Below are 23,332 nucleotides of genomic sequence, written 5' to 3'. Positions count from 1 at the left end.
CCCTTTCTTAATATACTTCTTTCACTGGAATTCCAAGCTCTATCTTACCATAGATTTCTCCAACCCAATCGAAATTGAATGCTGTATGCTGGGCTCCGGCATGAATATCCCGCCAAAACTGTTGAAGTGGGTGGTTCTCTGCAGTAGCGGCAGCACCGCTTTTCGTATAAATTGTTTCCATTATCTCCGCACACATTTCTGCACAGTAGGCATAGTTACAACGTAAACGTACTCGTTCTTGAAAATCAAGCACTCTACCCGATTCCACAAGCTCCAAGGATTGGTGAAGAAGAGCGTCCACTGCCTCAATTTTCGCCGCCGTCTTGGCTAGCCTGATTTGTTGATGTGATAAATTGGCCACAAGCTCTCCTGTTCTCGATCTATTTTTTCCGATCACTCGGTCACGCCAAATGGCAAAGGCACCCTTGGTCGCTCCAAGAATAACGGACAATAAAGTAACAGGCATGACCGCAGATAATTGGATACGGTAAAGTGGTGCGGTATTAAGGTCCATGCCAGGAGATTTACCGTAAAGATTCCACGGCTCTAACTCCATGGTTCGGTAATCAGGCACAAATACGTCAGTTAACTCTAATAGATTGCTGCCGGTTCCTTTCATTCCAATCACATGCCAAATATCAATCACGTTTAAATCACTTTTTGGAACGAGGTAATATAAAACCTTTTTTCCATCTTCGGTTGGAGCTTCAGCACTAATCATCACCCAGTCACAGTGATTGATGCCAGATGAAAACCCCCATTTACCAGTCAGTCGATAACCGCCATTTACACGTTCGATTTTCGAATCCGTACTTGGGTTAATCGAGGTCGCCAAGCATGCATCAGGATTCTCTTTCCATACATCTTCTTGTGCTTTATTCGGGAAAAACGCAAGCATCCAGCTGTGCAGCAATAACAGTGAGTAGCACCAACCAGCAGATGCATCTCCCTTTGATACTTCAATTGCTGTATCCGCTAGCGTTTTCCAATTAAGTTCATGTCCACCCCAACGCCTAGGAACTAAAGACCTAACTAAACCTGATTCAATGAAATCTTGTATGTTTTCTAGCGGCTGATGTCGAAGTAATTCTCCCTCACGTGACCGCGAACTTACTCCTGGAACTAAACTTTTTGCACGCTCAATTGCTTCATCATAGGTTAACTGCTTTAACGTTTGGTTCATGATCCCATCCCCTTCTGTTCATCTAGTCATTTATTTGCTTGCATCGGGTGTTCCATATGTGTGAAATGTCGATGGTAACGGTGTCCCCCAGGCTAATCCTTTTTTTCGTTCTTCAGGCGTCCACGTCACAGTTTCCCAATCTGGAGAAAAGATTAAAAATCCTCCCGCACAAACTTCAATTCGATTTCCACCCGGCTCATAGACGTAAACAAACATTGTTTGACCTGCCACATGTTTATTAGGGGGAGCTTCAATGAAAATGCCATTGTCCAAAAACACATCGGCAGCGCGGAGCACCATTTCTGGACTCTCCACTTTAAAGGCTGCATGATGAAAACGTCCTCTGCTCCCTGATTTATCAAGTGAGATGGCTAGATCGTATGATTTATTGGTAACGTGAAGCCAGGCTGTCGTCTGCTTGCCCTCGTCTGTGATCGCTTGTTCACTGAGCTTGAATCCAAGCTGCTTACGATAGAATAAGCTGTCGGCATCTACATTTGAACTGAACAAATTGATATGGTCAAGCTGTGTAACCGATGCACCCCTAGCCGAGTATTTCTGGGGCATATTTTTTAGTCCTGGCTTTAAATGATCTGGTACTGCATATTTCTCTGCATCATAATAGATTTCTAGATTATGTCCATCTGCATCCGTGAACCGGTAGGAGCGGCCATGACCGTAATCACCATCTGACCATCCTAGTCCTAGTCCACTTTCCTCTAAATCTTGTGCCCTGCGCTCGAGTGCAGACGGAGAAACCGTTCTTAACCCTACATGACCTAGTCCAGCTTGTTTTGCTTCCGTAAGTTTCAAGCTGTAAAGCTGCTGATCCCCCCACCCGCGAAGGAAAACAGACTGCCCTTCACTATGAACCACTTCCATACCAAGTAAGTTACGGAAAAAATCTAGACTTTCAGTTGGTTTAGGTGTCAATAGTTCGATATGGGCCAAATGAGCAATATCTAGAATCGGTTCTTGATTCATCGTCATTGTTCTGACACCTCCATGATCGTTGTTTCAATTGCCCCAATTCCAGAAATTTCTACCTTTACCTTGTCACCATCCGTAAGGAATTTATTTTGTGCTTCTCCTACCCCTCCAGGAGTTCCTGTACAAACAATGTCACCTGGTTCTAACGTCACGATTCCTGATAAAAATTCAATAAGGTGATTGACATTGAATAATAACTGCTCCGTATTCGAGTTTTGTCTTACTTCACCGTTAACCGTTAAGGAAATATCCAGTGTGTGCGGGTTCGGTATTTCATCCTTTGTTACTAAAACTGGTCCAAGTGGAAGACTTTTATCTAGAGTCTTTCCTTGCAGCCACTGTATCGTTCTTTTTTGCATATCGCGAGCAGTTATATCATTTGCAACGGTGTAGCCATAGACATAATCCAAGGCGTCATCGTAGGAAATGTCCTTTCCTTTTTTTCCAATGACAAAGGCCATTTCTGCCTCGTAATCTAGTTTTTTCGTTAAGCTTGAATTTAATGGAAATACGTCGTTAGGACCTGCGATTGCTGTGGCAAACTTGGCAAAGATTACGGGGTGTACTGGGAAATCACGTTTCATTTCTAGGATATGATTCTTGTAATTTAGACCTACACAGATGATTTTATTTGGTTTCAGTATAGGGGCGCCGATTTGGATATTTTCTTTTTTATAAACTGCCGAAGACTGCTGCTCCTTTCCTAAGGCATCATTGATTGCTTCATTAGCTTTCTGGAGTGCGAGTTCTCCGTTTGCGATAAATTCAGTTGGATCGCATGGGACTAAAGCGCTTGCAATTTCTTCTGCTCTTTCTTGTCCGCGGTTCTTTAACAGTTCTTCATATGCTCGGTTGGGGTCGACAATGGTATTCTCATCTACTAAAACTCCAAGTCGGAATGGGGTATCGTTTGTTGAATATGTTAGTAATTTCATGTAATTTCCTCCTGTTATCATTCGAATAAAGTGTTTTTCCTATAGTTATCATGATAAAGCACTAAAAATCTTTTTTGAAATACACAGTTTGCATTTGAGAAATCTTGATTTCTGATAATTGAATTTTTTTACAAAAAAATACTCCGCATTATGTGCGGAGGTTTGAAATTTCATTATTTAAGCAGCTAATTCCTATTATTTCTTTAAATGACTATAGAAAAATTTTTCTATCATCTCGAAAATTTTGATTTCACTCTGCATAACTTGTTCTGCTTGCTCAGTATTTGCCCACCGAATCGTCACAGAGTGCCGAGTATTGTCCAAATCATTTTTATTAAAAAATGCATGCCCTAAACCTTCGATTAAACAAAGAGTGCTATCATTTCCTTTCGCAATAAGGGCGTCATACAACAGTTCACTTTGATAAACAGGTACAGCTGAATCTCCCAATCCATGGATAATCAGAAAGGGTGGAGCTCCTTTGGCAACATACGAAATTGGATTTGCTTCTCGTACTAGATGCGGAACGGATTGGATCGGTGCCCCTAGTAATTGTGATTCTGGGGAATCCATAGATACATGTAGCCGTGGCGGGTCTAGTGGTGCTGTTTCAGGGTCACGAGAGATGATCTCCAAATTGCTATAGGCATCCATTTGTAGAAAATCTGTAGGTCCATACCCGTCAACAACCGCTTGTACCTCACTCGAAAACTCAGCACATCCGTGCTCAAAATCTTCGAGTATTCCACTGCCAGTGGTTCCCGAAAGTGCTGCTAAATGGCCTCCTGCTGAAGAACCCCACAAACCGATTCGCTCACCATCTAATCCGTATTTGCCTGCATTACACCGAAGCCACCTAATCGCAGTCTTTACATCATGAATCTGTGCAGGGAAAATCGCCTCGCCACTTAAACGATACTCGATACTCGCCATACCATATCCACGTTCTGCAAAAAAGGTACGGAAATCCGGTCCCAATTTCCTGTCCCCGATTCTCCAGCCGCCTCCATGCAGCCAAACGATTACCGGCGGAGCCTTTTCCACCCCCATAGGTAAGTACAGATCAAGAAGTAATGGTTTTCCATTTGGTGCGGCAAATTCAAGATCTGGCAAAACTTGTACTTCATATCTCATTAACTATTAACCTCTTCAGCCTTAGCAGGCGGACCCGGCGGCTTACCTAGTAAAATCAAATCTAACTCAGCGATACGTTTAATGACCCGATCGAAACGGTACGGCGCTGACTCGCTTGGAAAAATTGGATACTCGTAAGGATCTCCGAGAATACGGAAGAAGTCTTCAAAACTGCCAGGAGTTAATACACCCAAAAACTTCGTATAATGGGCATCGCAGCGGAAGCGGTGCGGTACGCCCGCAGGCACATAAGCGAAATCACCTGGAAGCAAATGCAATTCCTCTCCATCCACCCAAAGTGTCATTTGTCCGTGTAAGCACATAAATGTTTCATTCGTAAATTTGTGGGCATGCTCACCAATGGGTAAACCCTTCGGTCCTTCAGAAACTAGAGCGAGAAATTGACCATCAGCAGCAGCTTTAGTTGTTAAAAGCGAATGAACGGTATCACCACTTAGCAAGTGAACTCCCTCTCCTGATTCGAGTACATATGGCTGAACTTCATCTGGAATGGTACCGCCTTTAACCAATTGTGGTAAACCGTTCGATTGCATGCGGTCTGCCAATTTAGTATCAATGTCAGATGGAAGCTCAGTAAAACGATCAAGATCTAGTGGTGCTTTTGCTACTGGCGGGCGCTCGAACTTATCATAAGGCTCTCCAATTAATGAGTATAGTTTTGCAGCATTTCCATTTATCGTAAACGACCAGAAGCGTGTTCGATGACTCTGCATCCAATATGCGTGGACCGTTCCTGCAGGGATGTGTACATAGTCGCCTGCTGTCAAAAGATGAACTTGTCCATTTAGCTCTACCTCAAGTCTGCCATCCAATACAACGATGCCTTCATGAGCGTTCTCATGGACATGTGCCGGAAAGTAGTCACCTTTTCCACCCGATAGTTGAACAATCTCCATCTTATCGCCTGTGCTATCCGTAGTAGCACAGATGGAAGCTACCTGAGTACCAAAAAGATACCGTTCTCCCTCTCCATTTTTAACAAAATATGATTTTTTTTCATTTGGAAGTTTGCCAACAACTTGCAGGACCATCTTTCCACACTCCTCAACTCTATATTTAAGCGTTTTCATTTTTAACCATAATATGAAACTAGCTGAATGGGAAATATATGATTGCGATTTCTGTAATCTATAATTCATATTATTTAGTATATTCAAACAAAAGTCACGGTTAATTTATTTTTGAACAAGATCTGGTTTTTAACCTTTTTAAAACTAAAGTGGATTAGATATGATAGAATAATAATAAATAATTCACAAGTGAGGTTTTTATGGATATCCGCCAATTACGTTATTTTATTACTGTTGCAGAGTATTTAAACTTTACGAAAGCGGCGAATCAACTTTACGTTGCTCAATCGGCCATCAGCCACCAAATTGCTGATCTTGAACAGCAGCTAGGTGTGAAACTGTTTATTAGAAATAAACGATCTGTTCAACTTACTCCTGCAGGTGCTGTTTTTCTAAAGGAAGCAATAGAGATTGTCGACAAGACGTCAGGTGCTGTTGAGAAAGCACAGCAAACAGATGCTGGTGTGATTGGCAGCCTATCTGTTGGTTTCTTAAATGTACATGTTCGACGTTTTTTACCAAATTTAATCAAACAGTTCAGCAAGCAGCACCCGAAAGTAGAACTACATCTTAATCACTTTCCTAGCAGAATGTTAAAGGAGGCATTAGAGGAAGGTGAACTGGACCTTGCTTTCACTTTGCCATCCGGATTAGATAGAATTGAAGATATTAAAACTCAAACGGTTGCAAAAGAACCGTATTGTATCGTCTTACACAAAAATCATCCTCTTTCTCATAAAAATATAATCAATCTTTCAGAGCTGGAAAATGAACCATTTATCATCCATAACCGTCATGACTCACCTGTGGGGTCCTATGAATTTATTGTTCATTTATGTGAAAAAAGTGGATTCACTCCTAGAGTAGTAAGTCAACCTCGCTTTGTTGATACCGTACCCGTTCTGGTTGAATCAGAAATTGGCATATCTATTCTGCCAAAAAGCTTCGAATCGATCTCTAGTCCTTCCCTTCGATTTATCGAAATGGATGGAGTAAAAAATCATGATTGTGAGCTCGTTATCGCTTGGAAGAAAAACAATATTAACCCCTCTATACCTTCTTTTCTTACTGTGTTAACGTCAAACGTGATTACTACATGAATCCTTATTAATATAAAAAAGTCGTACATACATGTGGTACGACTTTTTTAGACCTCTTACAAACCCCTATTTTGCACTAAAATTCTTCCGATATGTTGAAGGATTTTCCCCATAGTACTCGGTAAATTTCCTTGTAAAGTAATCTGGTGTTTTAAAGCCAGTCTCATGAGATATTTCGTTAATTGTCCTTGTAGTATAGGTTAATAATCCTTCAGCCTTCTTTAACCTTATTTTTGTCAGAGTATCAATAATCGATTCACCTACTTGCTCTTTATACAAATGGGATAGTCTTGAAGGTGATAGAGATACATGATGAGCTAATTCTGAGATTATAATCTTCTTATCATAATTTTCGGTTAGAAATTCAATTACTTCTTTAATTCTAGGATCTAATACCTTTCTTGAATTGTTTTGGGAATGAGTATAGTTTGCTAATAAAAGAATGGTTTCTTCTAATGCATTTATGGCGAGCTCCTGGTGAAAGTGATTAAGCAGGTTTAAATTGTAATAAATGACTTTTTGGAAAGAATTTAGAATTGCTGACTGATTACTTTTATCATCAATTTCTGCATAGAAAATGGCTTTCTCTTTAGGTATGGACAGTAACCATTCCATCCAAGACGGCTTTGGTATGAAATGACACCAAACCATTTCCCAGGTAGTCCCCTCGCATGTGTAATAATCATGAACGGATCCAGGGGGCCATAGCGTAATTGTCCCAGCAGTACATGTAAACTCTTGACCATCAACTCTGACCCCTCCTTTACCAGACATGGTATAAATCATCAGCCAATCCTTTGTTCCAGAGGAGCGGTAAACACTGTAGGTACTATCATTTTTATAGTAATCCGAAACGAGGATCCCAGGAGGAGTGGTAGGGGTGTCGTCGATGACAGAATAGTTAGGATTATTAGCCATATCCTCCATTCCTTTCTAGGTTAAGAATATTTAAGATAGTAAGTAATGATAATACTAATTTATCTTTTTACCCGCTATTCGTCTACTAATTCTAACTATTGAGCAGGTTGGAGGCTATTAAAATTGATTAATACTGATAAAAAAAGCAGCAGAAGCAGAATTTCTTTAAACGGAGATTGGTTTTTTATGATGGACCAGGAGGATTGCTTAAAAGCAGAGGATATAAATACCAATGACTTTAAGGATCAAATAAAGGTCCCTGGGTCTTGGGAAGAACAAGGTTTTGGGCAGCCAAGCAAGCATAACCCGATTGGTGCTTGGAAAAAGACTCATGAATTTGTTGGAAGTGCTTGGTATGCACAAGATATCTTTATTCCAGAACATATGAAAGACCAAACGATTCAGTTAGTACTATCAGGGGTCCGCTGGGTGACTAGAGTATACGTAAACGATCAGTTTACAGGTGGGGGTGAAAGTTTAGTCATTGATCACACCTTTGACCTAACGGATTATGTAAAGATTGGCCAAAACAACAAAATCACCATTTATGTAAATAATGAGATGAGATACCCGCTTTCAGACAGCCATATTCACTCTTATCATACTGCTACAAACTGGGGTGGAATTACCGGCGGAATCTATATCGAGGCATATAACAAAACGAATCTTAAAACATGTCACGTTTATCCTAATCCCGATTCCCAAACCATTGATGTTGAGATCGAACTTAATAAAATGGAATTGATTAAGTCTGCTAGTTTCTTATCCATACACATTTACTCAAGTGAAGGAACTTTAGCTGCCGAATATACTGAACCTTTATCAGGTAAGAGTATAGAAACCTTTTCCATTCCATTTTGGGATGATGTTGTTTATTGGGATGACAACATCCCCTATCTTTATAAAATTTCTTTCACCCTCCTTGAGGCAGATACCATTATTGACCAGCAAATCCGTCACTTAGGAATTCGGGACATTAAAACTGACGGGAAAAAGATTTTACTTAATCAGAAACCGAAGTTTTTAAGAGGCTATGTTGACTGCTGTATATTCCCTCAGACCGGATATCCTAGCTGGGATAAGGAGCATTATCGTAAACAATTTATCACCGTAAAAGAATATGGATTTAACCATGTACGGCTTCATGGCTGGACACCGCCAAAGCCATTTTGGGAGGCAGCAGATGAGGAAGGCATGTTAGTTCAGACTGAATTACCACACTGGTCGTTCTTTTATAAAAATCGTGAAAAAGAACCTGATCAGGATGTTCATGAATTCTTAATTCGCGAGCTTAAGAGAGTGATCACTCAATTAAATGAACACCCATCCTTTGTATTATTTTCACTTGGCAATGAATTAATCAGCCCTGAGGGCCATGAAGCTTTAAATGAAATGGTGCGATTATCTCGGACGATTGACCCAACAAGATTGTATACAGACAATACTGGATTTGGGCGGCTGCCGGCACATGACCGTGAAGGAGACTTTTATATCCCTTCTTTAAATGCTCACCCTCCTGTTAACAATAACTATGCAGGGACTCCGAATACATTTGAAGATTACCAGGTAATTACGATGCAGGCATCAAAGCCTGTCCTTGCTCACGAACATGGACAGTTCACGATGTACGTCAGACCTCAGGAAGCCGAGAAATATCAAGGTGTCCTAAAGCCGCATTGGCTTAACACCACCTTGGAAACATTGGAGAAAAAACGTCTGCTCAGCCGTGTTGAGGAATTTATTGATGCATCAGGTAAACTCCAAGTCATAGCCTACAAAGAAAATATCGAGCGTGCCAGAAGAACATCAGGGCTTTCAGGAATTCAACTTTTGGATATTAGGGATTTCCCTGGCCAAGGGCATGCGACTACCGGCGTATTGGATGTATTTTGGGATAGTAAGGGAACCATTACCCCTGATGAGTTTCGCACTTTTAATGATGATGCTGTGCTATTAATGAGAAGCCTAAGTCGAACTCATTATGCAGGTGAGAAACTTCGGATCGGGATTGACCTGTCCAATTTTAGTTCTTTTGATTTTTCTAATTGTGAAGTAGCATGGCAACTAAAAGCTGGCAACCAAATCTATCAATCAGGTAAAATCCCTATCTTAGAGGTACAGCCTGGTCACGTTCAATCACTCGGAACGATAGAAACCGTTACTCCAGCAGATAAAAGTCAATCACTTGCTCTGAGTGTACAAATCCTGGCGGGGTCGAGAGTCATACAAAATGAATGGGAGTTCTGGTCCTATGAAAAACCTTCGCTTCATAAAAATGCGAACAGGATTTGGTCGGATGTTCAACTACTAAAAAATTCCCTTTTTGGTGCAAAATATATTGGTAAAATTGGTTTTGACGGCTTTAGCTATAAAGAAGAAAAGAATATTGATTTAGCGATATCAGATCACTTGTCAACAGAGTTACTGCAATTTCTCCTTGATGGTGGTAAGGCTTGGATCATGGCTAATGAAGGAAATCAATTTGATGAAGTAAAAACAAGATTTTTACCGATCTTTTGGAACTATATATGGTTCCCATCACAAATTGGCACTACCATGGGAATGATAATTCATGCTCATCCGTCACTGAAAGATTACCCTCATGATGGCAGTTCAAATTGGAATTGGTTTCATTTGGTTGACCGTGCTACGGCCATTAATTTGGAAACCGTGCCACAAGTGAAACCAATCGTTGAGGTCATCGATAATCATAGCCGCGGAAAACATTTAGCTTATTCGTTTGAAGTGAAAATTGGCGAAGGCAAACTATTTGTATCAAGCTTTAATATTCTGCAGCATTTGAAGCGGCCTGAGGTGGAATCACTTTTACATCAATCCATCGATTATTTAATGAGCGATCAATTTACCCCATCTGCAAGCCTTACAGTGGGTGAGCTGCTAGGTATTTTTAAACTACAGGGCCACTGGTAAAAATAAATTAAACCTTCAAAATGAATAGACGCCCCATATGGAGCGTCTATTTTTATGGCAGAAAAACACCCTGATTATGATAGTACCTCTATTTCTATCTCTTGGACGGCTGTTGCAAAGATCGATTTGATTTCAACCATCTGCTTATTGATAATCTCAGCTCTCGCGGCCATCGGGGAATCACTTTTCACACGGCTATTTTCCTTTAATGGCGAAACATAAATATACATTCCCTTTTCTAATAGCTCTTTCTGATACTGCTTCAAACCGATTTGCCATGTATCACTGTTACAAAAGTTATCGTGGATCAGTTCTCCGTCAATAAAGGCATATCCGATATCACCAGCATAATCAATATTCAAGAGCAGTTCTTTACTATTTTCAAAAACCTCTGGAGAAAAGTTGATCACGGCTTTCGAGGAACTTACATTTCTTACATCAATAGGTAATGTCTTTCTATTAGCAGCCATATAGTATTCCTCAAAAATACCAGCACTCTTCTTCGCAGCGATCTCTTTTCCTGCTGCTTTCAAACCTCCAAGTGAAGGGAATACTTTAAGCTCCAACCTGTCCTCATGATAAGTTTCCAATCTGATTGAATCATCAGCCGCCAGCACCGTTGAGTTTGTGATAAAGATTCTTTCGGTCCCTTTGATGAGCACCTTCCATAAATTCAAGCTCTGTTCATCGGTCAACGTTACAATATGAAATTTAGACATTGAAGGTAAGGTAACAGTACATACGCTCATTTCCTGATCACTAACCCGGATGATTACATCTTGTTCGTTCGAGATGATTTCTGCAGCATCTGCCTCGATAATCTCCACTTCAGCTCGCCCGAAACAATATTCCCCGCTCATCCCCTTTGGAACAAAGAAAAAGTAGTAAGCTTCTCCTTTGACCTCCAGCTTTGTAATGAGCTGGGTAGTTGCATATTTTAACAAGGCATCTTCCATTTCAAAATAGTATGGGAGAATGCAGCAGGCATCTTTTGCCAGCGATAACCCATTTTCCTTAGGTATTCTTAAAGAGTCAGTCTCCTGCCTAATTTGTATAGCAAAATTAATTTGATCCTTTGTTTCAGCATGGTCTTGGTAATTATTAATGAAAACAAAGCCTGAATTGCCATCTCCTCGTACTGCATACCTTAGTGTCTCCGTATCAAGAGGATCCATTTCTGAAGTATCGTAAGGCAGAACCGTCTGCGTTTTTAGAAAAGAGGACTCTACTGTTTTATAAAAATAATGCTGCCGTTTTAAACGTTTATATGAATCTCGAACCTGCCCAAACTCTCCGATTGGGGCTTGATAATCGTAAGAGATTTTAGGAGTAGCATTTTCATTTAAGAAAGGTGTCTTTTTTCCTTTAGGATTAGAACCGCCGTGAAATACATAATAGCCGACAAAATTACATCCACCTGCCACTTTTACTTCCGCTAAAGCATCGACACTTTCATATGGCAGTTTAAATCGATATTTATAAAAGTTAGTCATTCCGCCTCCCATTTCACAGCAGGCAAAAGGGAGCGTTTCAGGATGATAATTTGGTTCATATCCTTTTATCTTCGTTTCATCATTATGATAGTCTCTAAATATAAATTCAGGTGTGGCCGGATGCTCTTTTGCATCACCATAAAAAATCCAAGGCCAAAACGCATAGCCTCCCCATAATGGGAGAACCTCTTCTGGCGGAGCAGCAGCACCTCCCCAGCCGGTACAAGTATAGATCGGCGTTACGATGCCTGCCTCCATCGCTAATTCTTTTAATGTGAGAATATGCTGATCACCGTCCTTACCCGCCGGAAGCCACTCATTCCCTGTCCCTGACGTAATTTCCCATGGTGCTCCTGCATGCTCGTATTCATTCTCAAGCTGAGTCCCGATTACCGGACCTCCGTCCTTAAACATGAATCCTTGAACCTGGCTGCCGATTTCTTTATACAACCTTTTTACAATCGTTAAATATTCTTCATCATTAGAACGAAGGTCAAACGGCCTGCCAAAGAGCCAATCCGGCAGTCCGCCATTTCTAGCCTCTCCATGGGCAAATGGACCAATTCTTAAAATGACATAAAGTCCATGTTTACCACAAAGCTCCACAAACGTTCGAAGGTCTTTGTTCCCAGCCCAGTCGAATACTCCCTGCTCCTCTTCATGATGGTTCCAGAAGATATAGGTGGCAACCATATTGATTCCACCCATTTTCATTTTGATGATTTCATCTTCCCATTTTTCAAACTGATAGCGGCTATAATGGAACTCCCCGCATATTCCGAAAAAGGGCTGATTATTTACTAGCATGTAATAGTTGGTAAAGCTGATTTGATCGCCATTGGGATTGGTGCCGCCAAGCTTTGTTTTAGCAGGATAAATAGATTTTCGCTCTTCAGGTATTTCGATACTATACTCTCTCATTTACTTCTCCTACCTTAACATTGATAGTACTGCAAAAAGCTTGATGAATCATTGCTCCTTGATGACTAGGATCTAAGGCTAATACCCTCTTCAACTGCTCGCTCGCACTCTCAAACTCTTTTAGACCAATCATCCCAAGTGCTATCATATATCGGCAATGAATCTCATTTCTTACTAAAAGATTGTCATCAAATACTAGGAAGTGCGGAAGTGATACGGCAAAATAGTCAATATTCGGTTGGTCAAATAAATGCTGTTCCCCGTAATCAATTAATTTATTGAATCTTCTTTTCGCTTCTTTTTCATTTTGTAATTTGAGCCAGGACAGTCCTTGGTAAAAAATCATATCAGGCGGCTGATCATTATAGTACATCGCACTAGCCGGTTCCTCTAACCCTTTAGACGCAAAAGTAAAATACTCTCTAGCTGTCTCTTTTTCGCCCAGTTCCTCGTAGGCACAGCCGAGGTAATAATAGATATTATTTTCTTGTGCCCCATAAAGTTTACCCTCGCCAAGGTTATGTGGAAAGACAAGGGCTTTGTTCAAGGCATGAATGGCATCTAAAATCTTTTGTTCAGCTAGATAATATTTTCCAAGTTCAGTATAAGCCGTAACATATTGTCCCGTTACCTTTCCCTCGCCGCCTTCCCACGGGTGGAAGTTCCGATTTTCTAGTAACTTGATCGCCGCTTTGCATTGCCCCATTGTATTTAAGAGTGTGACAAGTTCAATAAACAAATCATCGCGAGATTCAACCAGTTGGAAGTTATCGTGCAAAAAAGTAAGACGTTTTTCTGGTTCATATCCTAACTTTTTATATAACTGATCTAACTCAAATAACACTCTAGCATCTGAATTGTTGCATGAAAAAGCAGTTTTTAACGAAACAAGTGCCTCTTGAGGCTGATGTAAATGATTATAATAGGCGAGTGCTAAATTCCGGTGCACAGTTGAGAGCTCTGGATTTAATGCCCTGGACTCCTCCCACAGCTTAATTGCTTCGTTATAGCGCTTTTTGTCATAAAGCAGATTGCCTAAATAGTACTTTGCTTTATTATCCATTGGATTCATTTTGATTGCAGCATTCAATATTCTATATTCAAATAAGATGTTAGGAAAACAATAGTCTGATGATGCTGCACCGCCTGCATTCAGGTAAGCTTCTGCCTGGTTGTTATCATTTATTTTAGAAGATAAGTATGCTAACGCGTAATAAATCATCGGATAGACTGATTTAACACTTCTCTGTACAACACGTTTAAGGACTTCGATTGCTTCCTCATAGAGACCACATTCTTCATAATCAGCTGCTAACTGAAGATAGTTTAGCTCATCATCTCGCATTAACTTAATTAACTCTTCTAGAATCCTGTTCGCTCTGTCCAATTGTCCTTCCTTTATAGCTAATAAGTATAGTTCGTTATATGCACTAAAGTCAGCAATATCCAGTTTCACTGTTTCTTCAGCAAATCGCTTTGCTTCAGCTAAGCGTCCTGATTTCCGGAGAATCACGGTTTTGAGATGTCTCCCTTTTAGATTACGATGATTACGGTTTAAGGAAGCTTCTATTAATTCCAGCGCCTCTTTCCATGCACCGTTTTCAGCCGCAATTTGTGCAAGGGAGAAGAAACCGCTATCCTTCCATGCAGCAGACCAGGTTGATTTATAGAATGCAGAATAAGCCTCCTTTTGTTTCCCTTGAAGTTTGAGGGACAACCCCAGCTGATAATAGGCTTCTGAATCATATGGGTTAGGATTTCGCCATGTTAGAGAACGAATAGCTGTCTGAAAGTACTGTTCGCTTTCCGCAAAAAGACCTCTTCTCAAAAGCAACGTCCCATATGCCACATTGATCCGGATATCTTTTGGGTCCCGCTTTAAGCCTTCTTCATAATAGTCCTCAGGCTCAAATGTTGCATGGCGGTATTGTTCTAAGTGTAGTCCTGCAAGATACAATTCCTCGGTTGTTTTTAGTTCTACAGGATTTGGTAGAGGTTTTGCTGCCTCAGGCATTTCCTCAATCTTCTTTTCCTGTGGCTGATAACTAATCAATATCACTCCATTTTGATCCGTCACACAAACGCATATATCATGTTCCCTTTCTTCTACGTCAAGCTTTATGACAGATTGATAGGTTTTCTCGGGAGAAAGAATAACCGTTTCCTGCAAATATCTTCCTTTCTTTCCTGTTAATTCTATCGTTACATCCTTTAAGGAGGACGTACCATACACAAATACGGAAGCTTCACTTGTAGCTGCGTTTAGCTCTAGGTTCACGGCCGCCTCTATCGAAGCATTTTTGACCACTCCAATATTTTTATAAGGCATGAAGTATTGTGTAAAGGACTTTTCCTCATATGGCTGCAGCCAAGTAAAGTCAGGCTGGTTATCGGTGAATACCCCTGTCATAAGCTCAATGTATGGCCCATCTTCATCGGTTAAATGTCGATCCCATGCCTGCCCAAAATCACCGTTCCCCCATGTCCACTGTTTTTTACCAGGTGAAATGTGGTGATTCGCAACATGAAGCAAACCTGCTTTGACACCATGGTCGTAGCCGCCGACAAAATTATAGTCTGACTTGTACGCCATATAAGAAGTTGGAACGGGAATATTCTTATATCTTGAAATATCGACTCCTTCTGAATAATCCATTTTATAATAAGTTCCCGTAGCGATTGGGAATTTGGACACATCCCGCTTTCCGTGGTCGAAAACGGCATGTACATCCGGTGGAAAAACAGATTGTGTATGTTCATTCACCGCAACTGCCGGATTTGCCCACCAAAGAAATGTTTGTGGAAACGGGGTCCGGTTGTAGACTTGTGACTTCACTTCTAGATACGCTTTACCTGGGTATAGGGTAAAACCTGTCGTTACCTTTGTTCCGTACATCCGATCAATTTCACTCACCCATACCGTAGCACTTCCATCTTCATTTTCAGTTATCGTATTTTCAACGGGGCCGAAAGTATTTGGACGGTGATGCTGTGGCCAATTGAACTCAATGCCTCCTGAGATCCATGGACCCGCCAAACCAACAAGCGCTGGTTTAATCACTCGATTATAGTAGACAAAATCATAGTTATTGGTTTTATCAAGTGCCCTGTAAATCCTCCCACCTAGTTCTGGCATAACCTCTATATGTAAATATTCATTTTCTATAATGATCAGCTGATAGCTTTGCAACTTTTTATCATCAAAAATTTTATCGATAACCGGGTAGGGATAAACCTTCCCGGTACTTCCTTGATATACACGCTTTTCGAGAAACATCGGATTTTTGTCTGGCTCACCTGTACCATAGGTTGGAATATCCCTTGTTTCCTCCCAAACTTGGACAATTTGTTTTGGTTCATTCACAGATTCCACTACTCCTTTAACCTTGTTATATGTTAACCTTACAAGGTTTATAGCGGTTAGACCATAAACAAAATTCTCTTATTGATGGACAATATTCGGATTTATACAATAAAATAGAGTGTGTGATTATAAGTCTTTAACTACTTAAAGATAAACTATTTTCTTTTTTACCAATGGAGTGAGTGCTGGTGGATACCGTGAAGAAACAGGATGGGTTTGATTCAGAGAAAATCTTAGTCTTGCCCAAATACGTTGTCGATGAAGTAGAAGAGAATTCTTTAGTTAAAAGCTTATATCTCACAGATATTGGCTATTTTCCGCTTGCTAAATACCATTATCGGGAACGCAATGAAGGATGCAATACCTACATATTAATCTATTGTGCTGATGGCGAGGGCTGGGTAGAGCTTGAGGGTTCAAATCTATTTAAATTGAAAGCGAATATGTTCGTTGTCATCCCCGCTGGTACTCCTCACCGTTATGGGGCATCTGAAAAGAATCCCTGGAGCATTTATTGGTTCCATATAAAGGGCACAGAGGTGGAAGGCATCATCGAAACATTTGGTTTAACCAATGGACCTATTGAGATTCCTTTTAGCGGCGGAGTAAAACTGGCAGAGCTTTTTCATGAATGTTATGAAACACTAATTCATAAAACCTATTCCTTACAGCATCACCTTCTTGTATCACAAACGATGAAATATTTGTTGAGTACGATCGGACTGTTGAGTATACGTACTCAGCAGGAGGTTAAATCGAACTATTATATTGAAAAAGCCATCCAGTACATGAACGAGCATTTACATCAACAAATCACATTGCAAGATGTATCAGACTTTATCGGCTTATCAAAACAGCATTTGATTTTTTTATTTAAACAGGAAACGAGTTTCACCCCAATCGATTATTTTCTAAGGCTGAAAATCCATCGCTCTTGCCAAATGCTTGATTTGACAAACCTGACTATTAAACAAATTGCCTTATCTGTCGGAATGGACGATCCTTATTATTTTTCTAGAGTCTTTAAAAAAATCATCGGCTGTTCGCCTTCTCAATATCGAAGCAATAAAAAAGGATAATCTTTGATGATAAGATTATCCCATACATTTAACTATCTTTCTCTTGCCCTTTGTGTGTCTCTAATATTCTTTTGAACGGTTATGGCTGCGAATAAACTAAGAACAAAGGACATAGCATAGAATCCCTTTTCGCTCAAATCAATACTTCCTGCATTGTATAAACCGATCCCCATTAAGGAAATAGAAATAATAAGTGCTAACCAACTAATACCATAATAAATATTGGTAACAGGGATCCCCTCATCTTTATCTCTAACTGCTTTTTGTAATGATACCGCTGCATAGAGTCCGAATACTAAAACGGCAAAGTAATATCCTTTTTCGTTCAGTTGCATCGTTGCGTTAAACAAACCTATGAGATAAGCCGTAACTCCTACCAACAGCGCTGCCCAAGAAGCACCTATGAAAGCAGGAGTCGGTTCTCCCTCTTTTCTTTCTATTTTCTTTTTGGGATCATTTTGTTTTCCATTATCTAATAAAACCTCATGATCAGACATTGATGTTTCGCCTCCAATTTTTCTCTAATAAAAATAGTACAGCTGACACACTAAAGCGCTTCTTTCCTATTATATAGAAATTTCTTACAAATAAAAACAATTATTTACCAAGCCTATAAACGCACGAAAAGCAGTGTGTTAGATGAAAACACACTGCTTTGTAAGCATCTTTTTAAGTTTATCTAGTAAATGCAGCCGGTACTCCGCCGTCTACTGTTAACATACATCCAGTCGTTCTGTCTGATTTCGATGATGCAAAGAATGCGATGGATTCAGCAATATCTGCTGGATAGATATTTACTAGTAATGTTGTACGCTTACGATAGTGTTCTTCTAGTTGATCTGGGTGGATTCCGTACGCTGCCGCACGCTCTTCACGCCAGTTTGAACCCCAAATCGCAGAACCTTGAAGAACGGCATCTGGAAGTACAGAGTTAACGCGAATACCAAATTCTCCGCCCTCTGCTGCAATACAACGAGCTAAGTGAGTTTCAAGTGCTTTTACTGAGCTGTAAGCTGCTGCATTTTTACCAGCGTATACAGAGTTTTTAGATCCGATAAATACCATGTTACCGCCAATACCTTGCTGCTTCATTTGCTTGAATGCTTCACGGGCTACTAAGAAATAGCCTGTTCCAAGAACATTCATATTTAAATTCCACTCTTTTAAAGATGTTTCATCGAATGGACTTGATGTTGCTAGACCTGCGTTGTTTATGATGATGTCTACTCCACCATAGTTTAGGGCAGTTTGGTCATAAGCTGCTTGAACTAGTTCCTCGCTAGTAACATCCACTTTCACAGCCAATGCTCGGTTTGCACCATATTGTTCGTTAATTTCCGCAGCAACCTTTTCTGCACCTTCAAGGTTAAGGTCAGCAAGGACAACGTGTGCGCCTTCAGCAACCAAGCGTCGAGCTGTTGCACTGCCGATTCCGCCTGCACCGCCAGTGATAAATGCTACTTTTCTAGAAAACTCAGCTTCTGCTGGAGCAAGTGTTAATTTATATAATTCTAATGGCCAGTATTCTACGTTATAGGATTCATTTTCACTTAAAGAAACAAAGCTTCCTAGAGTCGTAGAACCCTTCATAACAGCAATCGCACGATGGTATAAGGCACCGCTTACTCTTGAGTTTGCAACGTCTTTACCTGTGTTCACCATCCCAACACCAGGAATTAAGATGACACGTGGAGCTGGTTCAAACATTTTGTCGCCTTCGTTTTTATTGCGTTCAAAGTATTCTTTGTACTCAGCTTTAAATGCAGCTACCCCTTCTTTGATGCTTGAGATCAGTGCTTCAACGTCCTTTGTTTGTGGATCCCAGTTCACGTAGAGCGGCTTCATCTTTGTATGTACAAGATGGTCTGGGCACGCGGCACCAATTTGAGATAATTCTGGTGCATCCACGCTGTTTACAAATTGAAGTACATCTTCACCACGGTCGTATGTTAAAAGCATTTTCTTTTCATCACTTACAGTGCCGCGAATAACAGGCATTACTTTTGCTAAAATACTAGTTGCTTCTTCATCCGTAAGAGACTCATATTTTTGTCCGCCGAAAACTTCTTCTTCTTTCACGCGCTCATTAATATATTGTTCTGCTTCATTAATGATTTGGATTGTTTTTGCATAAGCTTCTTCAGATGTTTCTCCCCAAGTTACAAGACCGTGTTTTTCCATTAATACTAGTTCTGCATTTGGATTGTTTCTTACACCTTCAGCAATCATTTTTGATAGAGTGAATCCAGGGCGAACATATGGCACCCAAACAAAGCGGTTACCGAAAAGCTCTTCTGCTAGCTGCTTACCGTTATCAGCACAGCATAGGCTTATGATGCTATCTGGATGTGTGTGGTCAACATGATTAAATGGTAAGAATGCGTGTAATAATGTTTCGATTGACGCACGTGGGTGCTTGCTGTCGATCATACAGTGCGTGAGATACGCAACCATTTCTTCGTCAGGCATTTCATCACGTTCAAATAGTGGGCGAATATCTTCTAGGTTAAGACCTGTGAAATTTTTTGCTTTCATTGTAGCTAGGTCAGAACCGCTTCCCTTTACCCACATAATTTCAATCTCACGGCCGCGGAAATCTTTTTCAATCGTTTTCATAGATGTATTGCCGCCACCCCAGTTACATACGGCACGATCTGTTCCGATTAAATTTGAACGGTAAACTAGTTCTTCTACCCCTTTAGTAACCTGTGATGCTAGTTCTTCGTTCCATAAGCTTTTTACCATCTTTTTATTCCCCCATTTAGTTCGTTTGTTATCTTCTGTTTTATTATAATATATCTTTGTTTGTTTTTGAATACTAAAATATAAAATTTGTTTTTTATTTGTTTTTCTTTTGGTTATTTGGGTGATCTTGTTGATTCAGAAGTGATTCCTGCTCATCTCAGTTCTTACCGTTTTCCTCGAATTTCTCCTTTTGAGGGAGGAACTTAGCCTCGGTTCTTACCCAACTCTTTGAATTTCTGCTCTTAAGGGAAGAACTTTGCCTCAGTTCTTACCCAACTCTTTGACTTCCCCCTCTTAAGGGAAAAACTTTGCCTCAGTTCTTACCCAACTCTTTGACTTCCCCCTCTTAAGGGAAAAACTTTGCCTCAGTTCTTACCCAACTCTTTGAATTTCTGCTCTTAAGGGAGGAACTTTGCCTCAGTTCTTACCCAACTCTTTGAATTTCTGCTCTTAAGGGAAGAACTTAGCCCCGGTTCTTACCCAACTCTTTGACTTCCCCCTCTTAAGGGAAGAACTTTGCCTCAGTTCTTACCCAACTCTTTGACTTCCCCCTCTTAAGGGAAAAACTTTGCCTCAGTTCTTACCCAACTCTTTGACTTCCCCCTCTTAAGGGAAAAACTTTGTCTCAGTTCTTACCCAACTCTTTGAATTTCTGCTCTTAAGGGAAGAATTTTGCCCCGGTTCTTACCCAACTTTTTGAATTTCTGCTCTTAAGGGAAGAACTTTGCCTCGGTTCTTACCCAACTCTTTGACTTCCCCCTCTTAAGGGAAGAACTTTGCCTCGGTTCTTACCCAACTCTTTGATTTCCCCCCTCTTAAGGGAAGAACTTTGCCTCAGTTCTTACCCATTCCTTCGAGTTGCACTTTTTTCGGGAGAAACTATCTGCTGATAGAAAAAGACTGCCAATCTAATGAGGCAGTCTCCTTCTTTATAGATCATCAATCACAATATAAGTCGCTTTAACGGGTCCGTGTACTCCGACAACGAGGTTTAGTTCGATATCGGCTGAATTACTAGGTCCTGTGATAAAATTGATACAGGAGGCTACATGTCCTGTTTCTTTATAAATCTCACGCATCTTTTGCGCAGCTTGTGTCATCCTTGGTACGAGTGTACTTTTAGGGACCAGGGCAATATAGGTCGCTGGCAGAAAGCTTACGGTTCTACCTTTATCTTCATCACTAAATAAGACAACCGTACCGGATTCCGCAAGGGTTACCTCACTAATGGTAATCCCGACATTCGCCGCTTCTGCTTTAGCAATATTCTCTTCGCCTTTTGAGTGGTCCCACTTATACACGTCATAATCCCGGGCAGGCCACTCTTTTTCAAAAAGTGTCTCAAGTCCCCATTTTGTAAACCGTGCATCTTTCCAGGTAACAACCGGACCCCCGCCATAAGCTTCCACAACATCATTTAGCGTGTCTGACAAGTTCTTACTGTCCGTTACATGGATGCTAGTATGGATTTTTTTACATTGTTCTTTTAATACCTCTAATAATTCGTCCTTTGATGCGCCTTTTAATACCTCATCTTGAGGTCTAAACTTCCAAACAGGTCTTTCAACCGGAGCGGAGCTGCGTGGACGACCAAGACGTTCAGCTATTTGAGTTAAGAATTGATCACGGTTATGAATGGTTCCTGCCATATCTATTTGCTCCCCTTTTCACGGTTTTTAAACCAATCTCTGAATCTCTCTTTATTTGGAGCTGGAAACTCTCGAATTTCTGTCCAAGCTTTCAATGGGCCTGGTCCCTTTGATATTTTATCCCCGACTGTGAATGGATTCAGTGCGGTTGGTGCAATCTTCGAACCTAGTTTGTATAAAGTTGGTGATGCTGCACCCAATCCAAATGCCTTCATCGCTAATTTTTCCGAGATCGGTGCTTTTCCTTCTTTTTCAACAATTACCTCACGGTGCTTATGAAGGAGCTGGTGAAGAGGAATTTTCACAGGACAAACCTCTGTACATGCCCCGCATAATGTTGAAGCATATGGAAGCTCTTTATATTCCTCATATCCTCCGAGTAATGGTGATAAAACGGCCCCTATTGGTCCAGAATAAATGGAACCGTAAGAATGACCGCCAACATGACGATAAACCGGGCAGACATTTACACAGGCAGCACAGCGGATACATTGTAAAACCGACTGAAATTCTCCTCCAAGGATCTTTGACCTTCCATTATCAACTATGACCAAATGGAATTCATCTGGCCCATCTACATCTAATTCCTCTTTCGGTCCCGTTAAAACGGTAATATAGCTGGTTAATTTTTGTCCTACCGCACTTCGTGTTAAAAGCGATACCAGTACTTCCATTTCTTCGAAGGTGGGAACAATACGTTCCATTCCCATTACCGTAATCTGTGTTTTAGGAAGTGCGGTTACTAAATCTGCATTTCCTTCATTCGTAACTAAGCTGAATGAACCTGTTTCAGCCACAGCAAAGTTACATCCAGTAATCCCGATATCTGCTGTTAAATATTCCTGGCGCAGCATCTCACGTGCATGCCATGCAAGTTCTTCTGGCTTTGAGGTCTTATTATAGCCAAGCTTTTCAGTAAAGACATCACGAATTTGTTCTTTATTTTTGTGTAAAGCCGGGACTACGATGTGAGAAGGTGGATCATGGTCATCGACTTGGAGAATATATTCTCCTAAATCGGTTTCAATTACCTGACAGCCCTCTTGTTCAAGAACTGCGTTCAGGCTGATTTCTTCGGTCACCATCGATTTTGACTTTACTATTTTCTTTGCATTTTTCTTTTGGACAACTTCTCTGATGTAATCATTTGCCTCTTCTTTTGTTTGGGCAAAAAATACATGTCCGCCACGCTTAGCTACGTTCTCACTTAACTGCTCTAAATAATAATCGAGATTTTCTAATACATGCTGACGGATTTCCTCACCATGTGAACGCCAATCTTCCCAGTTTCCTATTTCCTCTGTAACAAGTCTTCGCTTTACACCCATCCCGTCCTGGGCTCCGGCAACTGCACCGCGCATAAAGGAATCCTGTATTCCCTTATCCACACGCTGTTTAAATTCATCCTTGCCAATCTTCATAGCCATTTGTGTATCCCCCATCCTTATAAGTCCTGGCTTTTATATATCAGGTGCTTCTTCTGTTTACCGTCGAACCCATTTTTTCCTTTCAACGGTAATCAGGTGACCTTTCTGGTTACCGCTCTTTCCATTTTTCTCCTTCAACGGTAATCAGGTGACCTTTCTAGTTACCGCTTGATCCATTTTTCTCCTTCAACGGTAATCAGATGACCTTTCTAGTTACCGTCGAACCCATTTTTTCCTTTCAACGGTAATCAGATGACCTTTCTGGTTACCGTCGAACCCGTTTTTTCCTTTCAACGGTAATCAGATGACCTTTCTGGTTACCGTCGAACCCGTTTTTTCCTTTCAACGGTAATCAGGTGATCTTTCTAGTTA

At 40.7% G+C, this 23,332-nt stretch carries 15 protein-coding genes; 3 read left to right on the top strand and 12 right to left on the bottom strand.

What is annotated here, in order from left to right; translation table 11 throughout:
- Positions 1-7: 7 nt before the first annotated feature.
- The 5 genes from BTR25_RS02205 to BTR25_RS02185 form a co-directional block, all read right to left on the bottom strand.
- Positions 8-1,183 carry an acyl-CoA dehydrogenase family protein gene (locus BTR25_RS02205; RefSeq protein ID WP_075685674.1) on the bottom strand — a complete coding sequence of 392 codons (1,176 nt, stop codon included), beginning with the start codon at positions 1,181-1,183 and terminating at the stop codon, positions 8-10.
- 30 nt (positions 1,184-1,213) lie between these two features.
- Positions 1,214-2,173 carry a VOC family protein gene (locus tag BTR25_RS02200; RefSeq protein WP_217696953.1) on the bottom strand — a complete coding sequence of 320 codons (960 nt, stop codon included), beginning with the start codon at positions 2,171-2,173 and terminating at the stop codon, positions 1,214-1,216.
- Positions 2,170-3,108, bottom strand: a complete 939-nt coding sequence (locus tag BTR25_RS02195; protein WP_075685672.1) for a fumarylacetoacetate hydrolase family protein — start codon at positions 3,106-3,108, stop codon at positions 2,170-2,172. Before BTR25_RS02195 ends, BTR25_RS02200 begins: the two co-directional genes overlap by 4 nt.
- Before the next feature lie 195 nt (positions 3,109-3,303).
- On the bottom strand, positions 3,304-4,242 hold the full coding sequence (locus tag BTR25_RS02190; RefSeq protein ID WP_075685670.1) for an alpha/beta hydrolase: 939 nt from the start codon (positions 4,240-4,242) through the stop codon (positions 3,304-3,306).
- A complete protein-coding gene (locus tag BTR25_RS02185; protein WP_075685668.1) occupies positions 4,242-5,294 on the bottom strand; it encodes a quercetin 2,3-dioxygenase in 1,053 nt (350 codons plus the stop codon). The genes BTR25_RS02190 and BTR25_RS02185 overlap by 1 nt, the downstream gene beginning before the upstream one ends.
- Before the next feature lie 239 nt (positions 5,295-5,533).
- Between BTR25_RS02185 and BTR25_RS02180 the strand changes: the two genes are divergently transcribed.
- On the top strand, positions 5,534-6,433 hold the full coding sequence (locus BTR25_RS02180; RefSeq protein ID WP_075685666.1) for a LysR family transcriptional regulator: 900 nt from the start codon (positions 5,534-5,536) through the stop codon (positions 6,431-6,433).
- Positions 6,434-6,499: 66 nt separating this feature from the next.
- Here the strand turns inward: BTR25_RS02180 and BTR25_RS02175 are convergent, their stop codons facing one another.
- Positions 6,500-7,351: a helix-turn-helix domain-containing protein gene (locus BTR25_RS02175; RefSeq protein WP_075685664.1), complete on the bottom strand. Its 852-nt coding sequence runs from the start codon at positions 7,349-7,351 to the stop codon at positions 6,500-6,502.
- A gap of 123 nt (positions 7,352-7,474) precedes the next feature.
- Here BTR25_RS02175 and BTR25_RS02170 point away from each other — a divergent pair, with 123 nt between their 5' ends.
- The gene (locus BTR25_RS02170) at positions 7,475-10,282 is read left to right on the top strand and encodes a glycoside hydrolase family 2 protein (protein WP_075685662.1); all 2,808 of its coding nucleotides are present in this window, start codon (positions 7,475-7,477) and stop codon (positions 10,280-10,282) included.
- A 74-nt stretch (positions 10,283-10,356) separates the two neighbouring features.
- On the opposite strand, the gene BTR25_RS02165 is transcribed toward BTR25_RS02170, so the two are convergent.
- Both BTR25_RS02165 and BTR25_RS02160 read right to left on the bottom strand, forming a co-directional pair.
- Positions 10,357-12,696: a beta-galactosidase gene (locus BTR25_RS02165; RefSeq protein WP_075685660.1), complete on the bottom strand. Its 2,340-nt coding sequence runs from the start codon at positions 12,694-12,696 to the stop codon at positions 10,357-10,359.
- Positions 12,683-16,060, bottom strand: a complete 3,378-nt coding sequence (locus BTR25_RS02160; RefSeq protein ID WP_075685658.1) for a DUF5107 domain-containing protein — start codon at positions 16,058-16,060, stop codon at positions 12,683-12,685. The genes BTR25_RS02165 and BTR25_RS02160 overlap by 14 nt, the downstream gene beginning before the upstream one ends.
- Positions 16,061-16,257: 197 nt before the next feature.
- Here BTR25_RS02160 and BTR25_RS02155 point away from each other — a divergent pair, with 197 nt between their 5' ends.
- Positions 16,258-17,139 (top strand): AraC family transcriptional regulator, encoded by an 882-nt coding sequence (locus BTR25_RS02155; protein ID WP_254842612.1) that lies wholly within the window; start codon positions 16,258-16,260, stop codon positions 17,137-17,139.
- 32 nt (positions 17,140-17,171) lie between these two features.
- Here BTR25_RS02155 and yiaA read toward each other — a convergent pair whose 3' ends face one another.
- From yiaA to BTR25_RS02135, 4 genes are all read right to left on the bottom strand, one after another.
- On the bottom strand, positions 17,172-17,636 hold the full coding sequence (gene yiaA / locus BTR25_RS02150) for an inner membrane protein YiaA (protein ID WP_075685654.1): 465 nt from the start codon (positions 17,634-17,636) through the stop codon (positions 17,172-17,174).
- A gap of 178 nt (positions 17,637-17,814) precedes the next feature.
- Positions 17,815-19,884: a bifunctional aldolase/short-chain dehydrogenase gene (locus BTR25_RS02145; protein ID WP_075685652.1), complete on the bottom strand. Its 2,070-nt coding sequence runs from the start codon at positions 19,882-19,884 to the stop codon at positions 17,815-17,817.
- A gap of 929 nt (positions 19,885-20,813) precedes the next feature.
- Positions 20,814-21,533, bottom strand: a complete 720-nt coding sequence (locus BTR25_RS02140) for a LutC/YkgG family protein (protein ID WP_075685650.1) — start codon at positions 21,531-21,533, stop codon at positions 20,814-20,816.
- Between the two features lie 2 nt (positions 21,534-21,535).
- Positions 21,536-22,960 carry a LutB/LldF family L-lactate oxidation iron-sulfur protein gene (locus tag BTR25_RS02135; protein WP_075685648.1) on the bottom strand — a complete coding sequence of 475 codons (1,425 nt, stop codon included), beginning with the start codon at positions 22,958-22,960 and terminating at the stop codon, positions 21,536-21,538.
- Between the last annotated feature and the right edge of the window lie 372 nt (positions 22,961-23,332).

Source organism: Bacillus sp. MRMR6, assembly GCF_001940785.1.
Taxonomy (GTDB): domain Bacteria; phylum Bacillota; class Bacilli; order Bacillales; family Cytobacillaceae; genus Neobacillus.
The sequence above is the reverse complement of the archived record's forward strand: the minus strand, read 5'-3'. Positions and strand labels throughout refer to the sequence as shown.

Excerpts from the sequence above, each read along its gene's own strand:
- yiaA (WP_075685654.1), bottom strand. The coding sequence starts at position 17,636 with ATGTCTGATCATGAGGTTTTATTAGATAATGGAAAACAAAATGATCCC.
- BTR25_RS02205 (WP_075685674.1), bottom strand. The coding sequence starts at position 1,183 with ATGAACCAAACGTTAAAGCAGTTAACCTATGATGAAGCAATTGAGCGT.
- BTR25_RS02200 (WP_217696953.1), bottom strand. The coding sequence starts at position 2,173 with ATGACGATGAATCAAGAACCGATTCTAGATATTGCTCATTTGGCCCAT.
- BTR25_RS02195 (WP_075685672.1), bottom strand. The coding sequence starts at position 3,108 with ATGAAATTACTAACATATTCAACAAACGATACCCCATTCCGACTTGGA.
- BTR25_RS02185 (WP_075685668.1), bottom strand. The coding sequence starts at position 5,294 with ATGGTCCTGCAAGTTGTTGGCAAACTTCCAAATGAAAAAAAATCATAT.
- BTR25_RS02135 (WP_075685648.1), bottom strand. The coding sequence starts at position 22,960 with ATGGCTATGAAGATTGGCAAGGATGAATTTAAACAGCGTGTGGATAAG.
- BTR25_RS02165 (WP_075685660.1), bottom strand. The coding sequence starts at position 12,696 with ATGAGAGAGTATAGTATCGAAATACCTGAAGAGCGAAAATCTATTTAT.
- BTR25_RS02145 (WP_075685652.1), bottom strand. The coding sequence starts at position 19,884 with ATGGTAAAAAGCTTATGGAACGAAGAACTAGCATCACAGGTTACTAAA.
- BTR25_RS02190 (WP_075685670.1), bottom strand. The coding sequence starts at position 4,242 with ATGAGATATGAAGTACAAGTTTTGCCAGATCTTGAATTTGCCGCACCA.
- BTR25_RS02175 (WP_075685664.1), bottom strand. The coding sequence starts at position 7,351 with ATGGCTAATAATCCTAACTATTCTGTCATCGACGACACCCCTACCACT.
- BTR25_RS02180 (WP_075685666.1), top strand. The coding sequence starts at position 5,534 with ATGGATATCCGCCAATTACGTTATTTTATTACTGTTGCAGAGTATTTA.
- BTR25_RS02140 (WP_075685650.1), bottom strand. The coding sequence starts at position 21,533 with ATGGCAGGAACCATTCATAACCGTGATCAATTCTTAACTCAAATAGCT.